This is a genomic window from Agrobacterium sp. El2ro-1b (genome assembly GCF_048298475.1).
Taxonomy (GTDB): domain Bacteria; phylum Pseudomonadota; class Alphaproteobacteria; order Rhizobiales; family Rhizobiaceae; genus Agrobacterium; species Agrobacterium fabrum.
Map to the genome: position 1 here is coordinate 502780 of NZ_CP103458.1, position 19214 is coordinate 521993.

Here is a 19214-nt window from a genome sequence, read left to right on the forward strand (position 1 = left end):
TTGTTGTCATTCGCGAATCCGTGATTGGACAGCTCCCCGCCGCAGTGCTGAACTGCTGTTACAACCATCCTCTTCAGGTGATCTTATGGCAGACAAGCGCTTTCTTTCCTCAGCCTTCGGACAGGAAGAGAGCGGCACGAGCATCCCGAGCCTGACCCGGCGAAGCCTGCTGGCCGGTGCCATGGGTCTGTCGGCGGCGGCATTTTTACCACCCCGCGCGAAAGCGGGCATTGTCACCCCCGAGGTGCTGCCGCTGGAACGGCAGGATTATGCCGAGGCACGCAAACGGTTCCACACCCATTTGTTGCGCCATATGGCCGCGCCGGAAAAATCCTCGGTCCTCGGCACGCCACCGGGTGCGGAACGCGTCACCTATCCCGGCGGGCCGGATGGTTCGATCGAGCTTGTTGCCTGGCTCTCCCATTACCAGCCCTCAAAAACGTTGAAACCCGCGGTCCTGTTTCTCCATGGCGGCAATGCCACCGGCGATGGCCATTGGGCGCTAATGAAGCCCTATTGGGAGGCAGGTTACGTCGTGCTTTTACCGTCCTTCCGCGGGGAGAACGGCCAGAGCGGCCATTATTCCGGTTTTTACAACGAAACGGCGGATGCGCTGGCGGCGGCGACCTATCTGGAAAATCTGCCCGGCATCGATAGAAACCGCTTCTTCATCGCTGGCCATTCCAATGGCGGCACTCTGACGATTCTGGCCGCCATGAGCAGAAAGTTCCGCGCTGCAGCCCCCATCTCCGCCGGTGTCAATTCCTGGCGTTATTTCAACCGCTATAGCGACGAGATCTGTTTCGACGAGACCGACGAGCGCGAATTCATCATGCGCTCTTCCGTCTGCTTCGGCCCCAGCCTCAAATGTCCGGCGCTGCTGCTGCGCGGCACGGAGGAGCGGCCTTTTGATGCCGATCACCAGCTTTTCGTGGATCGCGCCCTGACATCCGGCTTCAAGATCGACAAAAAACTGCTGCCCGGCACCCACAATGGCGTGGTGCCGCATGCGGTGGAGGAGAGCATCCGCCTTTTCAACGCTTTCGTCTGAAATGCGATATCGCGCCGTTGGTTAGGCGCGCGTGGCGTCCGGGTTTTTGACGATGGACGTCTTGGCCTGCTCCGCCCACCAGGCGCCATCTTTCTTGTCGGCATATTGGGCGCGCTTGTTGGTGAATTGCCCCTGGGTGCACATCTCGCGGTAATTGCGCTCCGGTAGCCCTAGCTCCTTGACGACGGCATGCACCACCGTCGGGCCGGTCATGTCATAAACGCTGACGAGCGTTCCCTCTTCGATATTCTGGGCAATGCGGTCGGCCATCAGCTTCAGCGCCGGGTGACCGGGTCTGGCGGCCATGAAATAATTCGTCACTTCGCCATCTTTCATGGCGATGAAGACGGCTTCCTCATCCGGGCCGATCGCATCTTCCGGGCGGGCCGCGAAGTTGGAATCGATATCGAGATAGATGCCGCCATCCTGCAAGAGCACCAGAATGCGCCAGAAATCCGCCTTGGCGGCACCCACCTGCAGCCGGCGGAAGGCATCGGCGTAGCGCCCGGGAAAATGCCGGTCGATATAGGCCTGGCACGCCTCGTCATCGTGATAACGATATTCGAATTCCGGCGTCAGCCAACGGTTGAACAGGAAATTCGCATAGATCGGCGTCGTTACCCGGTTGGAATAATTCGTCTGCCAGATGATGCGTGGAATGGCTTTTTCCGATTTCGGGCGGCGACGGGCGGGCTGGTGCGCTGGAAGCGTCTTTCTTCTCCCGGGCCGCAGGAACAGATCGATGGAGAAGACGACCTTGACGATGTTGCCGCCGATCTTGATCGCGCGGTACGCAATCGGGTTGTAGCCATGCTTAGTCAAGTTCAATGCTCCCGCATGTGGAATCGCCAGCACTTCCTGTCGCTATTGTCACGCGCGTGGAAACGGCGGTACGCGGTATTTATTGTACGCAATTCATTTGTCAATAAGGTGAAAACAGCACCGGCCGAGCCCGGATAAACGGGGCTCGGCCGGTTTCGGAAAAGCTGGGGTCAGGCTTTGCGGCCATTGAAGTAACCGAGCAGCCGCATGGCGTTGGCTGTCACCAGAACCGTGGCACCCGTATCGGCGAAGACGGCGAGCCACAGGCCGGAAACGCCGGTGACGGTCGTGACCAGGAACACAGCCTTCAGGCCGAGCGCGATCGTCACGTTCTGGCGGATGTTGCTCATGGTGGCGCGCGACAGGCCGATGAGGCGGGCGGCATCGCCGACATTGTTGCGCATCAGCGCCGCATCCGCCGCTTCCATCGCCACGTCGGTGCCGGAGCCGATGGCGACGCCGACGCTGGCTGCCGCAAGGGCCGGCGCGTCGTTGATGCCGTCGCCCACCATCACCACAGTCTTCTTTTCGGCGAGCTTGCGGATTTCCTCGACCTTGTTCTGCGGCAGCAATTCGCCGCGCGCCTCAAGGCCCAGTTTGTTGCCGATTGCCTTCGCTGTGCGGGCATTGTCACCCGACAGCATCAGCGAGGAAATACCCATATCCTTCAGCGCCTTGATGCCTTCGGCTGCATCCTTGCGTGGCTCGTCGCGCATGGCGAAGAGGCCGCTTGCTTCACCGCCAGCCATCACGACAGCCACGGTCTTGCCTTCGCTCTCCAGCTTGGCGATGCGGTCGGATAGATCCTTCGAAACGTTGCCGACGTCGGTGGCGAAGCGCGGCGCGCCGATGAACAGGCGTTTGCCGCCGACACTGCCCTGCATGCCGCGTCCGGAAATCGCCTTGATCTCGGAACCGGGTAGGGGCTTCACGCCCAGCTTTTCGGCGTGGTTGACGATGGCCCGTGCCAGCGGATGGCTCGATTCATGCTCGATGGTCGCGGCCTGCGCAATCAGTTCGGCTTCATTGCCGTCAAGCGCCACCACGTCAGTGACCACGGGTTCGCCGAGCGTCAGCGTGCCGGTCTTGTCGAAGGCGACGGTTTCGGTGCGCGCCAGCATTTCGATGACCGCGCCGCCCTTCACCAGCATGCCGTGGCGTGCCGCAGCCGAAAGGCTGGAGGCGATGGCCGCGGGAACGGAGATGACCAGCGCGCAGGGGCAACCAATCAGGAGCAGGGCAAGACCGCGATAGATCCAGGTATCCCAGTCGCCGAGGCCGACAAGCGGCGGCACGACGATGGTGAGTGCGGAAATCGCCACGATCAGCGGCATGTAATAACGCGAGAAGTTCTGGATGAAGCGTTCCGTCGGCGCGCGGGCATCCTGGGCTTCTTCGACGAGCGTGATGATGCGGGCAATGGTGTTGTCTTCCGGCGCGCGGTCGACACGGATGCGCAGCGAGCCATCATGGTTGATCGAACCGGCAAAAACGCGCGCGCCCTTTTCCTTGGCCACGGGAATGCTTTCGCCGGTCATCGGCGATTCGTCGACGCTGGATTGACCTTCCATGACAACGCCATCGGCGGCGATGCGGTCGCCGGGGCGTGCCACGACCACCTGGCCGATGCGCACCTGATCGGCGGCGATCTGCCGAAGCGAGCCGTTTTCTTCCACCAGCGCGGTTTTCGGCAGCAGCGAACCGAGCGCCTTGATGCCGGAGCGGGCGCGGGCGGCCGCAAAACCTTCCAGCAATTCGCCAACGGAGAACAGCAGCACGACAATGGCCGCCTCTTCCGCCTCGCCAATGATGATCGCGCCGATGGCGGCAATCGTCATCAGCATCTCGATGGTGAAGACCGCGCCGAAACGGGCGGCGTTGAAGGCATTTCTCGCGATCGGGAAAAGCGTGGCCAGCGTGGCGACGATGAAGGCATAGCTGCCCCAGGCCGGGAAGGTCAGTTCCGCCGCATAGGCGATGGCGACCAGCACGGTACCGGTGAAGGTGTTGCGTGCTTTCGCGGTGCGCCACCATGCACCTTTTTCATCCGCGCCATGGGCGTGCCCTATCTCGGCGCTCTGGCTCGCGGCGGCAGGTGCGGCAGCGTGCGAGTGGCCCGCATGATCGTGTCCGGAATGGTCGTGACCCGAATGATCATGGTCGGAATGGTCATGGTCATGCCCTTTGCAGGACTGGTGGTCGTGCCCCGAATGGTCGTGCCCCGAATGGTCATGCGCCGCGTGGTCATGTCCGGAATGATCGTGCCCGGAATGATCATGATCGTGGTGATGGCCGCCGCATGTCGCGTGGTCATGGTCGTGATTCTGCTCAGGCGCCTTTTCGCGCGCGGTCTTTTCCTGCGGCAGCAGAGCGGGTTTGAAGCCGAGCTTGCGCAGCGTGTCCTCGATCTTTTCGACCGGGGTTTTGTTCTCGGCAAGCGAGAGGTTCAGCCTTTCGCGGGCCACCGAGACCTTGACGTCGCCAACGCCGGGCAGGCGGGAAAGCGCGGTTTCGATCTTGGCCGCGCAGCTGCCGCAATCCATGCCGCCGACCGAAAAGATCAGCGCCTTGTTCTGTTCAGCGACGGTTTCAGCCTCGTCGTGATGATGGCCGCCGCAGGTGGAGTGGTCGTGATGATCGGCCTCGACCTTCGCCTGCGGAGCCTTGTCCCGCGGCAGCAAAGCGGGCTTAAAGCCGAGCTTGCGCAACGTATCCTCGATCTTTTCGACCGGGGTTTTATTCTCGGCAAGCGACAGGTTCAACCTTTCGCGGGCAACCGACACCTTGACGTCTGCAACGCCGGGCAGGCGCGAGAGCGCGGTTTCGATCTTCGCCGCACAGCTGCCGCAATCCATGCCGCCGACCTTGAAGGTCAGTTCCTCTGATTCCCCGTTCAAACTGCCGCGTGTCGAAATATTCATGGTTCTCGCTCCTGAATTCCAGTCGACAGCCAATCTGGCACCTCTAGCAACTAGAGCTTCAAGAGGAAAAATGCAGTTTTTCGATTTTTTTTGAAAATACCGACGCCAGCCTCGCGCCAGCCGCGCGGTTCATCATGCCGGCAGATTGGATTCCATGAAGCGGTTCAGATGATAGCACTCCTTTTGAAAAATGGTCGCCGGGCGGCCTCTCTGCTGGGGCTCGCCCTGCTGCCTCTGATGAGCGGTTGCCTTTTCGTGACGGATACGACCCGGATGGACCCGGATGTCTTCGTCAGGGAAACGGCGCCGGTCTTCAATTTTAATTCCGTCAGCTCCAATCGCCAGCCGGAACTGCCGCCGCAGCCGGGCCAGCTTTCGACGCGCCCGCCGGACCTGTTCAGAACCCGCTTCCATCAGGAATACGGCCCGCCGGTGCGCGGGCAGGGGCTGCAAGCCCCGCAGGTGCAGGGCTATAATGCGCCGCAGCCGCAGGGCCAGATGATGGCCTATGGCCTGCCTGTCTCCAACCCGCTGCACCGGGTCATGTACGGCCCGATCCGCGACGAGGACCGCTCGCTGCCGGCCATTCCCTATGGCCGCATCGATCCGCGTTATCTCAGGCAGGAAGTCAGTTACCAGACGGCGGAAGCGCCGGGCACCATCGTGGTCGATACCAGACAGCATTTTCTCTATCTCGTGCAGTCCGGTGGTAAGGCGATCCGTTATGGCGTCGGTCTCGGCCGTGATGGTTATGCCTGGTCGGGCCGCGGCAAGATCCAGTGGAAAGCGAAATGGCCGCGCTGGACACCGCCCGACGAAATGGTCAAGCGCCAGCCTGAACTCACCTCCATCTCGGCCGCCAATGGCGGCATGACGCCGGGTCTCAACAACCCGCTCGGCGCCCGTGCGCTTTATATCTTCAAGGATGGCAAGGACACGCTGTACCGCGTGCACGGAACGCCTGACTGGCAGTCCGTCGGCAAGGCGACGTCCTCCGGCTGCGTGCGCATGCTCAATCAGGATGTGATCGACCTCTACGAACGTGTGCCGCAGGGGGCGCAGATTGTGGTTATCTGACCACGTTCTAAAAGAAAGAGATGCGGGCGTCGTTCCGCCAGCGCCTTCCGACTGGCTTTTAGCGGTCGGTTAACTATTTTCGCAATACGCCTGTACACGTGGAACAAACGATGTACAGCGGCGATATAGCCGTTCGAAATGTGGGACAATCCGGCCTTATGACAAGCACCGACACAGATCTTTCCAGACGCACTTTCCTTTCCCTTCTGGGTATTTCCTCCGCTTCATTGCTGGCTGGCTGCGCGTCCTCCGGCACGGGTGACGCCATTCGCCAGCAGGCGAGCAGCATCGGCAGCGATTTCCGCCAGATGTTCTCGTCGGGCGTCAGCGATGCGGAACTGGCCGTCATGTACGGCTCGGTCGAGGATGGCGGTTACGTCATTCCCGCGGTTCCCTATCAGAAGATCGACCGCCGTTTTTATCGCCAGCGGGTCGTAGACCCGACCGGCGAACGCCCCGGCACCGTCGTCGTCGATACGCGCTCGCGCTTCCTTTATGTCGTGGAGCAGGGCGGCAGCGCCATGCGCTACGGCGTCGGCATCGGCCGCGATGGTTTCGCCTGGTCGGGCGAAGGTGTCATCCAGTGGCGCCAGAAATGGCCTAAATGGACCCCGCCGGACGAAATGGTCGCCCGCCAGCCGGAACTGGTCAAATATTCCTCCAAGAACGGCGGCATGCCGCCGGGCCTGAAAAACCCGCTCGGTGCCCGCGCGCTTTATATCTTCCAGAACGGCAAGGACACGCTTTACCGCCTGCACGGCTCGCCGGAATGGAACTCCATCGGCAAGGCCGTCTCCTCCGGTTGTGTGCGCCTGATGAACCAGGACGTCATCGACCTCTACGACCGCGTGCCGCAGAAGGCGCGTGTGGTGGTGTGGCAGTAAGCCGAAACTCCTCGTATAAAAAGGCGGCCTCGTGCCGCCTTTCTCTTTTCGGGACTACGGCCGAGCAAGACCTTCCTTCAGCGCATTCACCTGATCGCGCAGCTGCGCCAGTTCCTCCAGTCCGCAGCCGGTGGCGCCGCCGATGGCGGCCATGATCTTCACGCCCTCTTTCTTGAGGTCGGCGCCTTTAGGCGTCAGCGCCACCAGCACCTGCCGCTCGTCCACCGTGCCCCGTTTGCGGGTGATCAGACCGGCATGCTCCAGCCTCTTGAGAAGCGGCGACAGCGTGCCCGAATCGAGGCCCAGCATTTCGCCGAGCGCCTTGACGGTGGATGTTTCCTTTTCCCACAGCGCCATCATGACGAGATATTGCGGATAGGTGAGCCCGATCGGGTCGAGCAGCGGCTTATAGGCGCGGGTAAAAGCATGCGCTGCGCCGTAAAGGGCAAAACATATCTGCTGGTCCAGCCTCAACAGGCTTTCCATTGTCTTCTCGTTGCCCTCTGCGTCCATTTTCCTGCTCCAAAATCAACCGGGGAGGGAACAATCGGCCCCCGCTTTCGGTTCCTGCCACATGAATGCGCGGCGAAATTTCCTGAAAATTATCGCAAAAAACAAATCGTCATTCAATGTGCAAAACTATATTGCGCACAATTTAATTGTACGCTATAAGGCTTTCAACATCAACCCGAAGGAGTAAATGCCATGCCTATTCTCTACACGACCAAAGCATCCGCCACCGGTGGCCGCGCCGGCAACGCCAAGTCGGAAGACGGCGTGCTCGACGTTACGCTGACAGTTCCGAAGGAACTGGGTGGCGATGGCGCCCGTGGCACCAATCCGGAGCAGCTTTTCGCAGCCGGTTATTCCGCCTGCTTCCTCGGCGCCTTGAAGGCTGTCGCCGGCAAGCACAAGGTAAAGATTCCCGAAGACACGACTGTGACGGCAACCGTCGGCATCGGCCCGCGCGAAGACGGCACCGGCTTCGGCATCGAAGTGTCGCTGAAGGTCAACATTCCCGGTCTTGAGCGTGAAAAGGCAGAAGAAGTGGTCGCAGCAGCCCACATCGTCTGCCCTTACAGCCACGCCATGCGCACCTCCACGGAAGTGCCGGTCTCGGTGGCCTGATAAAGCGGGCTTACGCGCCTGACTATAAAGCTTGGGGCCGGGTTTATCCCGGCCTTCTTGTTTGCAGAAAGAAATGTGCTATATTCTTTCCAAGGAAAGGATATGCGCCATGAATATTCACGCCAAGACCGCCATGGATCCCGCATCGCAGGGCAGGGTCGTCACCAAGGCCGTCATCGCCGCCGCCGAGCGGCTGGGCCTGAACGCTGCGCGCACGGCCGATATTCTGGGTGTGTCCGCGCCAACGGTCTCGCGCATGAGGCGGCTTGATTTCCTGCTGGAGCCGGGCGCCAAGTCCTTCGAGCTTGCGGTGCTGCTGATCCGGGTTTTCCGCTCGCTGGATGCGATTACCGGCGGCGATGAGGCGGTGGCCAAAAACTGGCTGCGCAATCACAATACGGCGCTTGATGCCGTGCCTGCCGAAAGGCTCACCACCATTACCGGATTGATCGATGTCCTATCCTATCTGGACGCCCGACGCGCTCCTGTCTGAAAAACGGGCCGCATCGGGAAAATTCTGGCGGCTGGTGGAAGCGCAGCATCAGGTTTCCACCATGAAGCTGGTTGATACGGTGGAGGAGCAATCGCTGCTGGAAGATATTCTGGAGACGAGCAAAAGGCCGTTTCCGCCTGAATGCGCCGGTTTCGATTATCTTCTCGCCACGCCTTTCCGATATGGCGCCGCTTATCCGCATGGCTCGCGTTTCCGCCGCGCGGGCTATACCGAGGGCGTTTATTATGCCGCCGCGAAGGTGGAAACGGCGCTCGCCGAAATGGCCTTTTACCGGCTGCTGTTTTATGCCGAATCTCCCGGCACACCGCTGCCGGCCAATCCCGCCGACTATTCCGCCTTTGCCACCCGTATCGCCACCGATGCGGCGCTGGACCTGACGCAACCGGAATTGAACCGGGACGAGGCGCTGTGGACCGACCTGAAGAATTACGAGCCGTGCCAGGCGCTGGCCGAGCAGGCGCGAGTGGCCAAGGTGGAGGCGATCCTCTACCGTTCGGTGCGCGATCCCGCCGCTGGCCTCAATATCGCGATCCTTTCTCCCGAAGCCTTTGCCGAAAAAGCGCCGGTAGAACGCATGAGCTGGCGCATCCGCCTGTCGAAGACCGGCGTGCAGGCACTATGCGAATTTCCGATGCGCAGAACCGGTTTCGCGGTCTCGGATTTCGCCGGTGATCCGCGCCTCGCCAGCCTGCTGGGCTGACGGGGCGTTATTATCTGCAGTTTCATGCCGAGGCGAAAAACGCTTCGGGATCATCGACTTCCACCAGCTTGCGCTTTTCGATCAGCCAGAAGCGGGTTCCGACCGTCCGCACGAAACTCCTGTCGTGCGAGACAAGCACGCAGCTGGCCTCACGGCTGATGATTTCCGCCTCCAGCGTTTCCTGGCCATCTATATCAAGATGGTTGGTGGGTTCGTCCAGCAGGTAGAAATTCGGCTCCGCCAGCCGCAGCGCCAGCATGGCAAGCCGCGCCTTCTGCCCGCCGGAGAGCGTGGCGATGCGGCGTTTCTGCATTTCCATGTCGATGCCAGCGCCGGCGAGCAGGCCGTGAATGCGCTGGTCACCAATGTCGAAACGGCGCGACAACAGCGCCGCCGGCGTGCTGTCGTCGTCGATTGCGGCCAGCGACTGGTCGACATAACCGGCCACCAGTGACGGCGTGGCCTTTATGCCATCCTGTATTTGGCCAGCACCCGTCACCGCTGCCTGCAGCAGTGACATCAGCCGGGTCTTGCCGACGCCATTGCGGCCGAGAATGACGATGCGGTCGCCCTGACGGATAAATTGCCGGCCGGTGCGAAAAAGCAATGTTCCATCCGGCGTCGAGACCGGCACGTCCTCCAGCGTCACCAGAACCTTGGCATGCGTGCCGCGATTGGCGAGCTGGATCTTGCCGGCGGATCGCTCGCTATGGGCAGGGCGCGCTTTCTCCTCGATCTTTTCCGCACGCTGGCGCAATTGCTTGGTCTTGATAGTCAGGAGATCGCTGCCGGAATTGATGCCGATATTGTTGAGCTTGGCCGCCTGCCGGCGCAATTGCTGCGCGGTTTTCATATCGCGCTGGAAACGCCGCTCATCGGCGGCATCTTCCTCCTCCAGCGCCGCGCGCGCATGGCCATAGGGCAGGCGGAACAGCGCCGAGTTTTCTGGCCGCAGGAACAGCGTGGTCCGGGTGACATTGTCGAGAAAAGCGCGGTCATGGCTGACGATGATGACGGCCGTATCGCGCGGCAATTCACCGAGCCAGCTTTCCAGCACGTTGATCTTTTCGAGGTCGAGATGGTTGGTCGGCTCGTCGAGCAGCAGCACGTCAGGTTCGGTGATCCATGCTTTGGCCAGCATGGCAAGCCTCTGCCAGCCGCCGCTCAGTTCTTTCAGGCGACGCTCACGGAAGGGTTCGGGCACCAGCATGGCGTCGAAGATGATGTCGGCGCGCCAGCTGTCGCTGTCGATCGTGTCCGCCGGCAAAGCGGAAAGCACGGCGTCGCGCATCGTGTGGTCCATCAGCGCGGAGAGCAGATTCTGGTGGACGATCGACTGCGTCAACCCGCGCAGCCGGGTGATATCGCCGCTCGTGGGCTCCATGTCTCCTGCGAGGCAGTTGAGCAGGGTGGATTTGCCGCAGCCATTGGCCGCAACGATGCCGATGCGGTCTCCCGCATTCACGGTGAGGCTGACATTGGAAAAAAGCGGCTTACCCAGAATGATTCCGAGGTTTCGAAGTGTGATGATGGTCATGATGTCGTCTCTGGCAGGACGGACCCGTCAAGAACCGTGGTCTGCCACAGGCAGTACCGGGTTTCGGTTCGTAGTGATCCGTCGTGAAAACAGGCGCAATAGCAGACGAGCTGCATCCTGCGCGGCCTTTTGGGCAAACCAGAGTGTTGGTGTTCCGGTCAGCCCTGCAAACGTGTCCGCAGGGCAAAAAGGTGGCAGAGCTGACGATTGCGCCAGAAGCAGGAAATATCCATGCGAAGCCTCCTTTCTCGAAACGTGTTGAACCGCTCCGAGCATTACCAGCGGACGTCGTCCGTGGCAACCCGTCTGACGGGTAGGCAGAGCCGGAACAGGCGGGAGGGCAGTGCGGCGAATGTCGTCTCCTGTGGGGACTACGAAAGCCGCACCTTGTCGGTTAACTGGGGTTCTGCCCTCCGCCGGAGGGCCTATTGTTTGCCGACACGCGCGCGCAGTTCTTCGACATGCGCGGCGATCTCGGGCGTCACCGCATCGCCGAAATCTTCCATCTCGAACATCGGGCGGATTTCGATCTCGCTCTTCTCCAGCATCGGGTTCGGGCAACGCTTTACCCATTCCACGGCCTCGTCCATGTCCTTCACGTTCCAGATCCAGAAACCGGCGACCAGCTCATTGGTGTGCGGGAAAGGACCGTTGACGACGGTGCGGCTGTCGCCGTCGAAGACAACCCTTTTGCCCTTGGAGGAGGGGTGAAGGCCATCACCGGATTGCATGATGCCGGCATTGACCAGTTCCTCGTTGAATTTCCCCATGGCCTCCATGAGTTCGGTCGTGGGCATGACACCATCTTCACTGCTCTTGGTGGCTTTTACAAAAACGATTGCACGCATGATCTTTCCTCCTTGATGTGCGTTTCTGCTGAGTTTCGCTCCCCGTCGCGACGGCCGAATGACATTCTTGCCGATAAAAGTGGCGTTATGCCGTCAGCCGAGATCGATGAGATCGCGGCGCAGCCGGCCGGGGTCGCCGCTGCCGATCTTTGTCTCCACCTCGGCGTGGGTCTGCTCCCAGATGGGGAAGGCGACCGCAAGCACCGCAACGCCTTCGGGCGTCAGCCGCAGCCGCTTGCCGCGCTTGTCCTTTGGGTCAGGCTCGATACGCACCAGCCCGCGCCGCTCCAGAGGTTTGAGCGCCGCCGTCAGCGTCGTGCGGTCCATCGCCAGAAGATTGGCAACCGGCCCCATCGGCGGCGGCTCCGGCCGGTTGAGCGAGATAAGCAGGGAAAACTGGCCATTGGTGATTCCCGCTGGCTTCAGTGCATTGTCGAAAAGTCGCGCCAAAGCCCGCGCCGCACGCTGCGCATGCAGGCAAAGACAGGAGTCTCGCACGAGAAGGGTTGTCGAAAAAGGAATCACGCCGGCGTTTGACATGCAATAAATATGTTGATATCAACCTAATTAGTCAAGCGGAACTTGGTTGCTCCGCAGACTGTTTATTGCCTTTCAGCACAGAAATAGGCGGCGCCCTCCGGTGGAGCGGAGCGTGCCGCGGTGAAAGACGGATCCAAGGAGGAAAAGATCATGTCTCATCCCGTCGTTTCGAAGGAGGAGTGGCTTGCGGCCCGCCGCGATCTGCTGGCGAAGGAAAAGGAACTGACCCGCGCCCGTGACAGGCTGAATGAGGCCCGGCGCGCGCTGCCCTGGGAGGAGGTGACGAAGGACTATATCTTCGATGCGCCTTCCGGCCCCAGGTCCCTGAAAGAACTATTCGGCGATTGCAGCCAGCTTATCGTTTATCACTTCATGCTGGCGCCGGACTGGGAGGAGGGCTGCGTCGGTTGCTCCTTTTTCGCCGATCATGTCGATGGCGTGCTCGTTCATCTCAGGCATGGCGATGCGGGTTTCGTCGCGGTTTCGCGCGCGCCGCTTGAAAAGATCGAAGGCTATAAAAACCGCATGGGCTGGAAATTCCCCTGGGTTTCGGCCGAGGGCAGCGATTTCAACTATGATTACCAGGCCTCGTTTCGCGACGAGGATATGGAAAAAGGTGAAATCACCTATAATTACCGCGACATGGCGCCCTTTGGCGACCTGAAGGACCTGCACGGCATCAGCGTTTTCGTCAAGGGTGAGGACGGCAAGATTTATCACACCTATTCCACCTACGCCCGTGGCGCGGAGCAGACGCTCGGCACGTTGATGCTTCTCGATCTGGTGCCAAAAGGCCGTAATGAAGATGAGGTAATGGATTGGGTGCGCCGCCATGACCAGTATGAGGATGCGCCGAAAGCCGCATCCTGCTGCCATTGAACGGGGACATAGGAGGAGAAGACAATGGAAATTCCAACCGCCAAGCCGCAGAAGGAACACGAGTTCCTGAACAGGATCGTCGGAGACTGGATCATGACCGCCAGCTCCGGCCATGAGGCCTACGACCCCAATGATCCCGAACAGGTTTTCACCGAGAAGGTGCGCTCCATCGGTGGCCTCTGGATCATCGGCGAGGGCACCGGAAAAATGCCTGACGGTACCAGCATGACCGCTGTCATCACGGTTGGTTTCGACCCGGCCAAAGGCAATTTCGTCGGCACCTGGGTGGGCTCGATGATGACCAATCTCTGGGTTTACAAGGGTTGGCTGGAAGAGGATGGCAAGACCCTGACGCTGGAGGCGGAAGGCCCGGCCTTTGACGGCTCCAGAGACACCGCCACCTATCACGACGTGCTGGTGCTACATGACGACAATCACCGCAGCTTTTCCGGCAGCGTCAAGCAGCCGGATGGCACCTTCAAGACCTTCATGACATCGGAATTCCGGCGCAAGATGTAAACCGCGCCGGGTTCTGCCTGCACGACAAGCGCTGCCGCGTCCCGCGGCGGATACTCACCGAACAACACCACGCACCCAATCTCCAGAGGAGACGACAATGTCCGATACGCATGGAAAATTCATCTGGGTCGAATTGATGACGCCCGACATGGAGGCGGCAGCCCGCTTTTACGGTCATGTCGTCGGCTGGCAGACCAAGGACTTCGGTTCGCCGGAAATGCCCTATCTGGTGCTGGAAGCAGACGGCAAAGGCATGGGCGGCGTCATGGAGCTGACGGAAGAGCATAAGGGTCAGGGCATTCCCCCGAACTGGACGGCCTATGTCGATGTCGACGATGTCGACGCCACGGCAAAGCTCTTCGCCGACAGGGGCGGCGCGATCCGACGCCCGCCGCAGGATATCCCCGAAATCGGTCGTTTTGCCGTGGTCGCAGACCCCTATGGCGCTGTGCTCTGCATCATGACGCCGTTGCCGATGGAAACCGGCGGTTTCCCCGAGGATATGCAGGCCAAGCAGGGCCATGTCGGCTGGTACGAACTCTTCACCGACAATGTCGATGATGCCATGGCCTTTTACGGCGACGTGTTCGGCTGGACCAAGGACCATGATTTCGACATGGGCGAGATGGGTCCGTACCGCATCTTCGCCCATAAGGGCAAAGCCGTTGGCGGCATCATGAAACGCATGCCGCAGGTTCCCGTCTGCCATTGGGGTTATTACTTCAATGTCGACGGCATCGAGGACGCGATAACCCGTGTCAGCACCGGCGGCGGCAAGGTCGTCAACGGGCCCATGGAAGTTCCCGGCGAAAGCTGGATCGTCAATTGCGTCGATCCGCAGGGCGCCTATTTCTCGCTGGTCTCGCAGAAGAAATAATCTCTTCTTCTCGAAAACGATCTGCCGGGGCCCGTTCCGGCAGATTACCGCTCTCTCGACAGCCTGACGTGGTCAATGAAGGCGCGCAGCTTCGGCGCAATGTGGCGGCGGCTGGGATAATAGAGATAAAACCCAGCAAAAACAGGCGAATAGTCTTCCAACATCGCAATGAGCTTCCCGCTTTCCAGATGGGGACGGAACGTCTCTTCCATGCCGAAGGTAATGCCCGCGCCGGCGCATGCCAGCTTGATCATCAACTGCATGTCGTTGGTGGTGAAGTCCGGCTGCACCGCAACCGCAAATTCGCGGCCGCTCTCGGCAAATTCCCACCGATAAGGCGCAACACCCGGACGCGCCCGCCAGCCGATGCATCTGTGATCAATCAATTCGCGCGGCTGCGTCGGCAGGCCGAAACGGTCGCGATATTCAGCGGAACAGACGGCCAGCTGTCGCTGCGGTGCCGATACCGGAACGGCGATCATATCCTGTTCGATAAGCTCTCCAAGGCGCACGCCGGCATCGTACTGTTCGGCAACGATATCGAATTCTTCGTCCGTCACGACAATGTCGAGCTGCACTTCGGGATGGGCGTCGGCAAAACTCGCAAGCAGCGGTCCCGAGAGAAAGCGCTCCGCAATGGAGGAAACGGCGAGCCGAAGCTGCCCCCGCACCGTGCCGCTCAGGGACGACGCGGCCTGTGCCGCCAGCGAGATCGCGCCGATCGATGGTGAAACATCCGCGTAAAGCTGCTGTCCCGCTTCCGTCAGGCTGACGCTGCGCGTCGTTCGCCGCACCAGCGCTATGCCCATGGTCTCCTCGAGCTTGCGCATGGTCTGGCTGACGGCGGATCGGGTCACGCCGAGCCTGTCCGCCACCGCCCGGAAGTTTCGCTCTTCGGCCACCAGGCAGAAAGTCGACAACGCGTTGAGATCGATATTCATTGGTTAGAAATTCTACCCATCGAGGTTATGATTGAGGTAATTATCACGACAATGCCAAAGCTTTATCTTGCCCGCAACGGTCGCTTCCAGAAAAGCCGGCCGTGACAGCAAGGAGAAAGCCATGACATTGAACAAAGTCGTTCTCATCACGGGTGCATCGAGCGGGATCGGTCAGGGCATTGCAAGGGAGCTTGCCGGTGCCGGGGCGAGGCTGGTGCTCGGCGCACGCCGCATGGACCGTTTGCAGTCCCTCGCAGAAGAACTGCGCCGGGAGGGCGCCGAGGTCGCCATCCATACGCTTGATGTAACGGACAGGCAGAGCGTCGAGGCTTTTGCCGAGGCGGGACGCAAGGCCTTCGGACAGATCGACGTTATCGTCAACAATGCGGGCATCATGCCGCTGTCGCTGATGTCGTCGCTCAAGGTCGATGAATGGGACCGCATGATCGACGTCAACATCAAGGGCGTGCTTTACGGTGTCGCTGCCGTGCTGCCGGAAATGACGGCGCGTGCCTCCGGCCACATCATCAACATCGCCTCCATCGGTGCGCTGGCCGTCTCGCCGACGGCTGCCGTTTATTGCGCGACGAAATTTGCGGTCCGCGCCATTTCTGACGGGCTGCGTCAGGAAAACCGTGACCTGCGCGTCACCTGCATTCACCCCGGCGTGGTGGAAAGCGAACTCGCCCACACCATCACCGATCCGGCCGCCGCGGAACTGATGCAGAGCTACCGGGCCATCGCCCTGAAGCCCGACGCCATTGGCCGTGCGGTGCGCTACGCCATCGAGCAACCCGATGATGTCGATGTCAATGAAATCGTCATCCGCCCCACCGCTGCCTGAGGAGGAAGTGGCCATGAATATTGTTTCGACCTCAGTTGCGGTTTTGCTCGCGACGGCTTCCGCCGAGACGGAGACCCGCAAGGCAAACAACTCCATGGAGATGAAGATGACCGAAACCGCTCAAGTCCAGAATCACCCTTATCTCGGCATGTGGGTCACGGGCGACGGCCATATCCGCCAGGAGCTTTTGCCTGACGGCCGTTATGACGAGGCGCGCGGCAAACGCAAAAGCGCCTATCAGGGACGTTATGAGGTGAAGGGAAACCACATCGACTATTGGGACGATACCGGCTTCACGGCCGATGGCGAATTCGTCGATGATGTGCTCCATCACGGTTGCATGATCTTCTATCGTCAGAAGTAACCGCCGCGACGTTAAAGCGCCGCCCGCCCATCGAGGGGCAGGCGGCGCGTTTGTTTTTAGCGCTTAAGGCTTCCCAAAATCCCGCGCACGATTGCGCGGCCGACCGAAGTAGCAACCGAGCGGGCAGCGCTCTTCATTGCCGCCTCGATCACCGTTTCGCGCTGATAACCGCTCGTTTTGCGGGCGCCGGTGGTCGAGGCCTGTTTGGGTTCCTCATCACCGAAGCCGGGCAGGCGCCAGCGCCCAGAGGCGTTGTCGGACTGGTTGGCGGCATTTTCTTCTTCGGCGCGTTTGGCGGCTTCTGCTTCCGCCGCCTTCTGGGCGCGGGCGTTGAGGATTTCGAAGGCCGATTCCCGGTCGATATCCTTGTCATACTGGCCGGAGACGGGGCTGAGATCGATCAGCGACTTGCGCTCCGCATCCGTCAGCGGCCCGACACGGCCGGAGGGCGGGCGCACGAGCGTGCGCTCGACGATGGAAGGCGCACCCTTGTCATGCAGGGTGGAGATCAGCGCCTCACCCGTGCCGAGCGTGGTGATGGTATCGGCGGTGCTGAAAGCGGGGTTCTGGCGGAATGTGTCGGCGGCCGTACGCACCGCCTTTTGCTCGCGCGGCGTATAGGCGCGCAGCGCATGCTGCACGCGGTTGCCGAGCTGGGCAAGAACGGTTTCCGGCACGTCGAGCGGGTTCTGCGTCACGAAATAGACGCCGACGCCCTTGGAGCGGATGAGCCGCACAACCTGTTCCACACGTTCCACCAGCACCCGCGGCGCATCGTTGAACAGCAGATGCGCTTCGTCGAAGAAGAACACCAGGCGCGGTTTTTCCGGATCCCCCACTTCAGGCAGTTCCTCGAACAGTTCCGACAGCATCCAGAGCAGGAAGGTGGCGTAAAGGCGCGGGTTCATCATCAGCTTGTCGGCGGCGAGGACCGAAACCGTGCCGCGCCCATCCGCGCCGACGCGCATGATGTCGGCGATTTTCAGCGCCGGCTCGCCGAAGAAGTTGGCAGCACCCTGCTGTTCGAGAACCAGCAGCCCACGTTGCAGCGAACCGACCGAGGCCTTGGAAATCAGGCCGAACTGGCTGGAAAGCGCCGATGCGTTTTCACCCATATAGTTCAAGAGCGATTGCAGGTCTTTCAGATCGAGCAGCGGCAACCCGCCCTGATCGGCGATCTTGAAGGCGATGTTGAGCACGCCTTCCTGCGCTTCCGAGGCGTCCATCAGCCGGGCGAGCAGCAGCGGCCCCATTTCGGCGATGGTGGCGCGCACGCGATGGCCTTTTTCACCGTAGAGATCCCAGAAGATCACGGGCGACTTGCTATAGGAAAAATCGGTGAAACCGATCTGTTCGGCGCGTTTCTGCACCCAGTCTTTCGCTTCGCCTTCCAGTGCGATACCGGAAAGGTCACCCTTGATATCGGCGCAGAACACCGGCACGCCGGCCTTGGAAAAACCTTCGGCGAGCACCTGCAGCGTCACGGTCTTGCCTGTGCCCGTCGCGCCAGTGATGAGGCCGTGGCGGTTGCCGAATTTCAGGTCCAGATATTCGCCCTTGTTCAGGCTGTCGTCCGGATTGCGGCTGGTGCCGATATAGAGCTGTCCGTCCTGCAACATCGACCATTTTCTCCTGCGGCTGATGCACGACCCTTAAAAATCAACGCGGATTTTGTAAAAAGTCATGTCCGAATGAATGCGTAACTGGCATGCTTTGGCCGTTCCTCGCGAAAGCGGCCTTTTCATAGTCTGGTTGTGATGATCTTATAAGGGCAGTTTCAAGGCGCAACAACTGCTTGATGGCGATGAAGAAAAACCGCTTGATGAAAGTTGCCGCACCATTCATGGCCGCTTGAATGCGGCATGGGATTGTTTTACGTTGACGTTAACGTCAGTTATTCGATGTTGGCGTCGTTTTTCAACAGGAGGCAAGAATGAACGAAGTCGTGGATCAGATCGCCGCAAAGGCGGGGATCGACCCGGAACTGGCTGAAAAGGCCATTGGCATGATTCTCGGTTTTCTCCAGCGCGAGGCGGCAGACGGCCCGATCGCCCGGATGATCGAAGCCATTCCCGGCGCCAGCGATCTGGTTGCCCAGTATAATGGCGAAGGCACCGGTGGCGGCGGCGGTCTGCTCGGCGGCCTGATGAGCGCGCTCGGTGGCGGCGGCATCATGGGCCTCGGCCAGCAGCTGATGAGCCAGGGCCTCGGCATGAGCGAGATTTCCACGCTCGCCAAGGAAACCATCGCCGTTGCCCGCCAGCATGCGGGTGATGAGACCGTCGATCAGGTGATCGCCTCGGTGCCGGGCCTCAGCCAGTTCGCTTGAGGCGAGTTTACTCCATAGCAGGGCGCGGCGGCTGTTCGTTGAACCGCCGCCGCGCCTCTTCTATTTCGGCATGGTGCGTCTCCGCCCAGATCCACACACCGCAAAAGGCGCTGCCGAGTGTGCGGCCAAGGTTCGTCAGACCATAATCCACATGTGGCGGAATGACGGGGTGCACCGTGCGGCGCACCAGCCCGTCGCTTTCCATCTGCCGCAGCGTTTTCGTCAGCATCTTCTGGCTGATATTGCCCACATGTTTGCCGATCTGCGTGAAGCGTTGCGTCCCATGCTCTTCCAGCACCTCGAGAATGAGCATGGTCCATTTGTCGGCCACCTTCGCAATGATATCCTGAACCAGCGCCTCAATCGCCGGATTGGTATCCGTGGGCGGCGGAACCTTGCGCAGGCTCTCGATGGCCGGGTCGGCGGCGTGCCGTTTCAT

General features: G+C 60.6%; 21 protein-coding genes. 12 read left to right on the forward strand and 9 right to left on the reverse strand.

Annotated elements, in window-relative coordinates:
• Positions 1 to 85: 85 nt before the first annotated feature.
• Positions 86 to 1051 (forward strand): alpha/beta hydrolase family protein, encoded by a 966-nt coding sequence (locus tag NYR50_RS02430; protein ID WP_418136661.1) that lies wholly within the window; start codon positions 86 to 88, stop codon positions 1049 to 1051.
• A 21-nt stretch (positions 1052 to 1072) separates the two neighbouring features.
• Here NYR50_RS02430 and NYR50_RS02435 read toward each other — a convergent pair whose 3' ends face one another.
• Both NYR50_RS02435 and NYR50_RS02440 read right to left on the reverse strand, forming a co-directional pair.
• On the reverse strand, positions 1073 to 1873 hold the full coding sequence (locus tag NYR50_RS02435; RefSeq protein ID WP_418136662.1) for a glycosyltransferase family 32 protein: 801 nt from the start codon (positions 1871 to 1873) through the stop codon (positions 1073 to 1075).
• Positions 1874 to 2043: 170 nt separating this feature from the next.
• Positions 2044 to 4794, reverse strand: a complete 2751-nt coding sequence (locus NYR50_RS02440) for a heavy metal translocating P-type ATPase (protein ID WP_418136663.1) — start codon at positions 4792 to 4794, stop codon at positions 2044 to 2046.
• Positions 4795 to 4962: 168 nt separating this feature from the next.
• Here NYR50_RS02440 and NYR50_RS02445 point away from each other — a divergent pair, with 168 nt between their 5' ends.
• Positions 4963 to 5871: a L,D-transpeptidase gene (locus NYR50_RS02445; protein ID WP_121690936.1), complete on the forward strand. Its 909-nt coding sequence runs from the start codon at positions 4963 to 4965 to the stop codon at positions 5869 to 5871.
• Between the two features lie 158 nt (positions 5872 to 6029).
• The gene (locus NYR50_RS02450) at positions 6030 to 6755 is read left to right on the forward strand and encodes a L,D-transpeptidase (RefSeq protein WP_230059831.1); all 726 of its coding nucleotides are present in this window, start codon (positions 6030 to 6032) and stop codon (positions 6753 to 6755) included.
• A 54-nt stretch (positions 6756 to 6809) separates the two neighbouring features.
• On the opposite strand, the gene NYR50_RS02455 is transcribed toward NYR50_RS02450, so the two are convergent.
• A complete protein-coding gene (locus NYR50_RS02455) occupies positions 6810 to 7268 on the reverse strand; it encodes a MarR family winged helix-turn-helix transcriptional regulator (protein WP_230059829.1) in 459 nt (152 codons plus the stop codon).
• A gap of 192 nt (positions 7269 to 7460) precedes the next feature.
• On the opposite strand from NYR50_RS02455, the gene NYR50_RS02460 reads away from it, so the two are divergent.
• The 3 genes from NYR50_RS02460 (at position 7461) to NYR50_RS02470 (ending at position 9097) form a co-directional block, all read left to right on the forward strand.
• The gene (locus NYR50_RS02460) at positions 7461 to 7883 is read left to right on the forward strand and encodes an organic hydroperoxide resistance protein (protein WP_230059827.1); all 423 of its coding nucleotides are present in this window, start codon (positions 7461 to 7463) and stop codon (positions 7881 to 7883) included.
• Positions 7884 to 7992: 109 nt separating this feature from the next.
• The gene (locus NYR50_RS02465) at positions 7993 to 8376 is read left to right on the forward strand and encodes an MbcA/ParS/Xre antitoxin family protein (RefSeq protein ID WP_010971193.1); all 384 of its coding nucleotides are present in this window, start codon (positions 7993 to 7995) and stop codon (positions 8374 to 8376) included.
• Positions 8336 to 9097: an RES family NAD+ phosphorylase gene (locus NYR50_RS02470; RefSeq protein ID WP_230059825.1), complete on the forward strand. Its 762-nt coding sequence runs from the start codon at positions 8336 to 8338 to the stop codon at positions 9095 to 9097. Before NYR50_RS02465 ends, NYR50_RS02470 begins: the two co-directional genes overlap by 41 nt.
• Positions 9098 to 9119: 22 nt before the next feature.
• Here NYR50_RS02470 and NYR50_RS02475 read toward each other — a convergent pair whose 3' ends face one another.
• From NYR50_RS02475 to NYR50_RS02485, 3 genes are all read right to left on the reverse strand, one after another.
• A complete protein-coding gene (locus tag NYR50_RS02475; RefSeq protein ID WP_418136664.1) occupies positions 9120 to 10634 on the reverse strand; it encodes an ABC-F family ATP-binding cassette domain-containing protein in 1515 nt (504 codons plus the stop codon).
• A 425-nt stretch (positions 10635 to 11059) separates the two neighbouring features.
• A complete protein-coding gene (locus NYR50_RS02480) occupies positions 11060 to 11482 on the reverse strand; it encodes a YciI family protein (RefSeq protein WP_418136665.1) in 423 nt (140 codons plus the stop codon).
• A 93-nt stretch (positions 11483 to 11575) separates the two neighbouring features.
• Positions 11576 to 12022 (reverse strand): MarR family winged helix-turn-helix transcriptional regulator, encoded by a 447-nt coding sequence (locus NYR50_RS02485; protein ID WP_418136666.1) that lies wholly within the window; start codon positions 12020 to 12022, stop codon positions 11576 to 11578.
• Between the two features lie 150 nt (positions 12023 to 12172).
• Here NYR50_RS02485 and NYR50_RS02490 point away from each other — a divergent pair, with 150 nt between their 5' ends.
• From NYR50_RS02490 to NYR50_RS02500, 3 genes are all read left to right on the forward strand, one after another.
• Positions 12173 to 12901 carry a DUF899 domain-containing protein gene (locus NYR50_RS02490; protein ID WP_418136667.1) on the forward strand — a complete coding sequence of 243 codons (729 nt, stop codon included), beginning with the start codon at positions 12173 to 12175 and terminating at the stop codon, positions 12899 to 12901.
• Between the two features lie 24 nt (positions 12902 to 12925).
• A complete protein-coding gene (locus tag NYR50_RS02495) occupies positions 12926 to 13420 on the forward strand; it encodes a DUF1579 domain-containing protein (RefSeq protein WP_418136668.1) in 495 nt (164 codons plus the stop codon).
• Between the two features lie 97 nt (positions 13421 to 13517).
• Positions 13518 to 14297 (forward strand): VOC family protein, encoded by a 780-nt coding sequence (locus NYR50_RS02500; protein ID WP_418136669.1) that lies wholly within the window; start codon positions 13518 to 13520, stop codon positions 14295 to 14297.
• A gap of 44 nt (positions 14298 to 14341) precedes the next feature.
• Here NYR50_RS02500 and NYR50_RS02505 read toward each other — a convergent pair whose 3' ends face one another.
• Positions 14342 to 15238, reverse strand: coding sequence for a LysR family transcriptional regulator (locus tag NYR50_RS02505; RefSeq protein WP_418136670.1), 897 nt, complete (start codon positions 15236 to 15238; stop codon positions 14342 to 14344).
• 121 nt (positions 15239 to 15359) lie between these two features.
• Here NYR50_RS02505 and NYR50_RS02510 point away from each other — a divergent pair, with 121 nt between their 5' ends.
• Both NYR50_RS02510 and NYR50_RS02515 read left to right on the forward strand, forming a co-directional pair.
• Positions 15360 to 16082: an SDR family oxidoreductase gene (locus NYR50_RS02510; protein WP_418136671.1), complete on the forward strand. Its 723-nt coding sequence runs from the start codon at positions 15360 to 15362 to the stop codon at positions 16080 to 16082.
• Between the two features lie 13 nt (positions 16083 to 16095).
• Positions 16096 to 16446: an Atu4866 domain-containing protein gene (locus tag NYR50_RS02515; protein WP_418136672.1), complete on the forward strand. Its 351-nt coding sequence runs from the start codon at positions 16096 to 16098 to the stop codon at positions 16444 to 16446.
• Positions 16447 to 16502: 56 nt separating this feature from the next.
• Here the strand turns inward: NYR50_RS02515 and NYR50_RS02520 are convergent, their stop codons facing one another.
• Positions 16503 to 18065, reverse strand: coding sequence for a helicase HerA-like C-terminal domain-containing protein (locus tag NYR50_RS02520; protein ID WP_174007817.1), 1563 nt, complete (start codon positions 18063 to 18065; stop codon positions 16503 to 16505).
• Between the two features lie 314 nt (positions 18066 to 18379).
• Here NYR50_RS02520 and NYR50_RS02525 point away from each other — a divergent pair, with 314 nt between their 5' ends.
• Complete coding sequence (locus NYR50_RS02525; RefSeq protein WP_174007819.1) at positions 18380 to 18775, forward strand: hypothetical protein; 396 nt, start codon at positions 18380 to 18382, stop codon at positions 18773 to 18775.
• Between the two features lie 7 nt (positions 18776 to 18782).
• Here NYR50_RS02525 and NYR50_RS02530 read toward each other — a convergent pair whose 3' ends face one another.
• Positions 18783 to 19214 (reverse strand): winged helix-turn-helix transcriptional regulator, encoded by a 432-nt coding sequence (locus NYR50_RS02530; RefSeq protein ID WP_418136673.1) that lies wholly within the window; start codon positions 19212 to 19214, stop codon positions 18783 to 18785.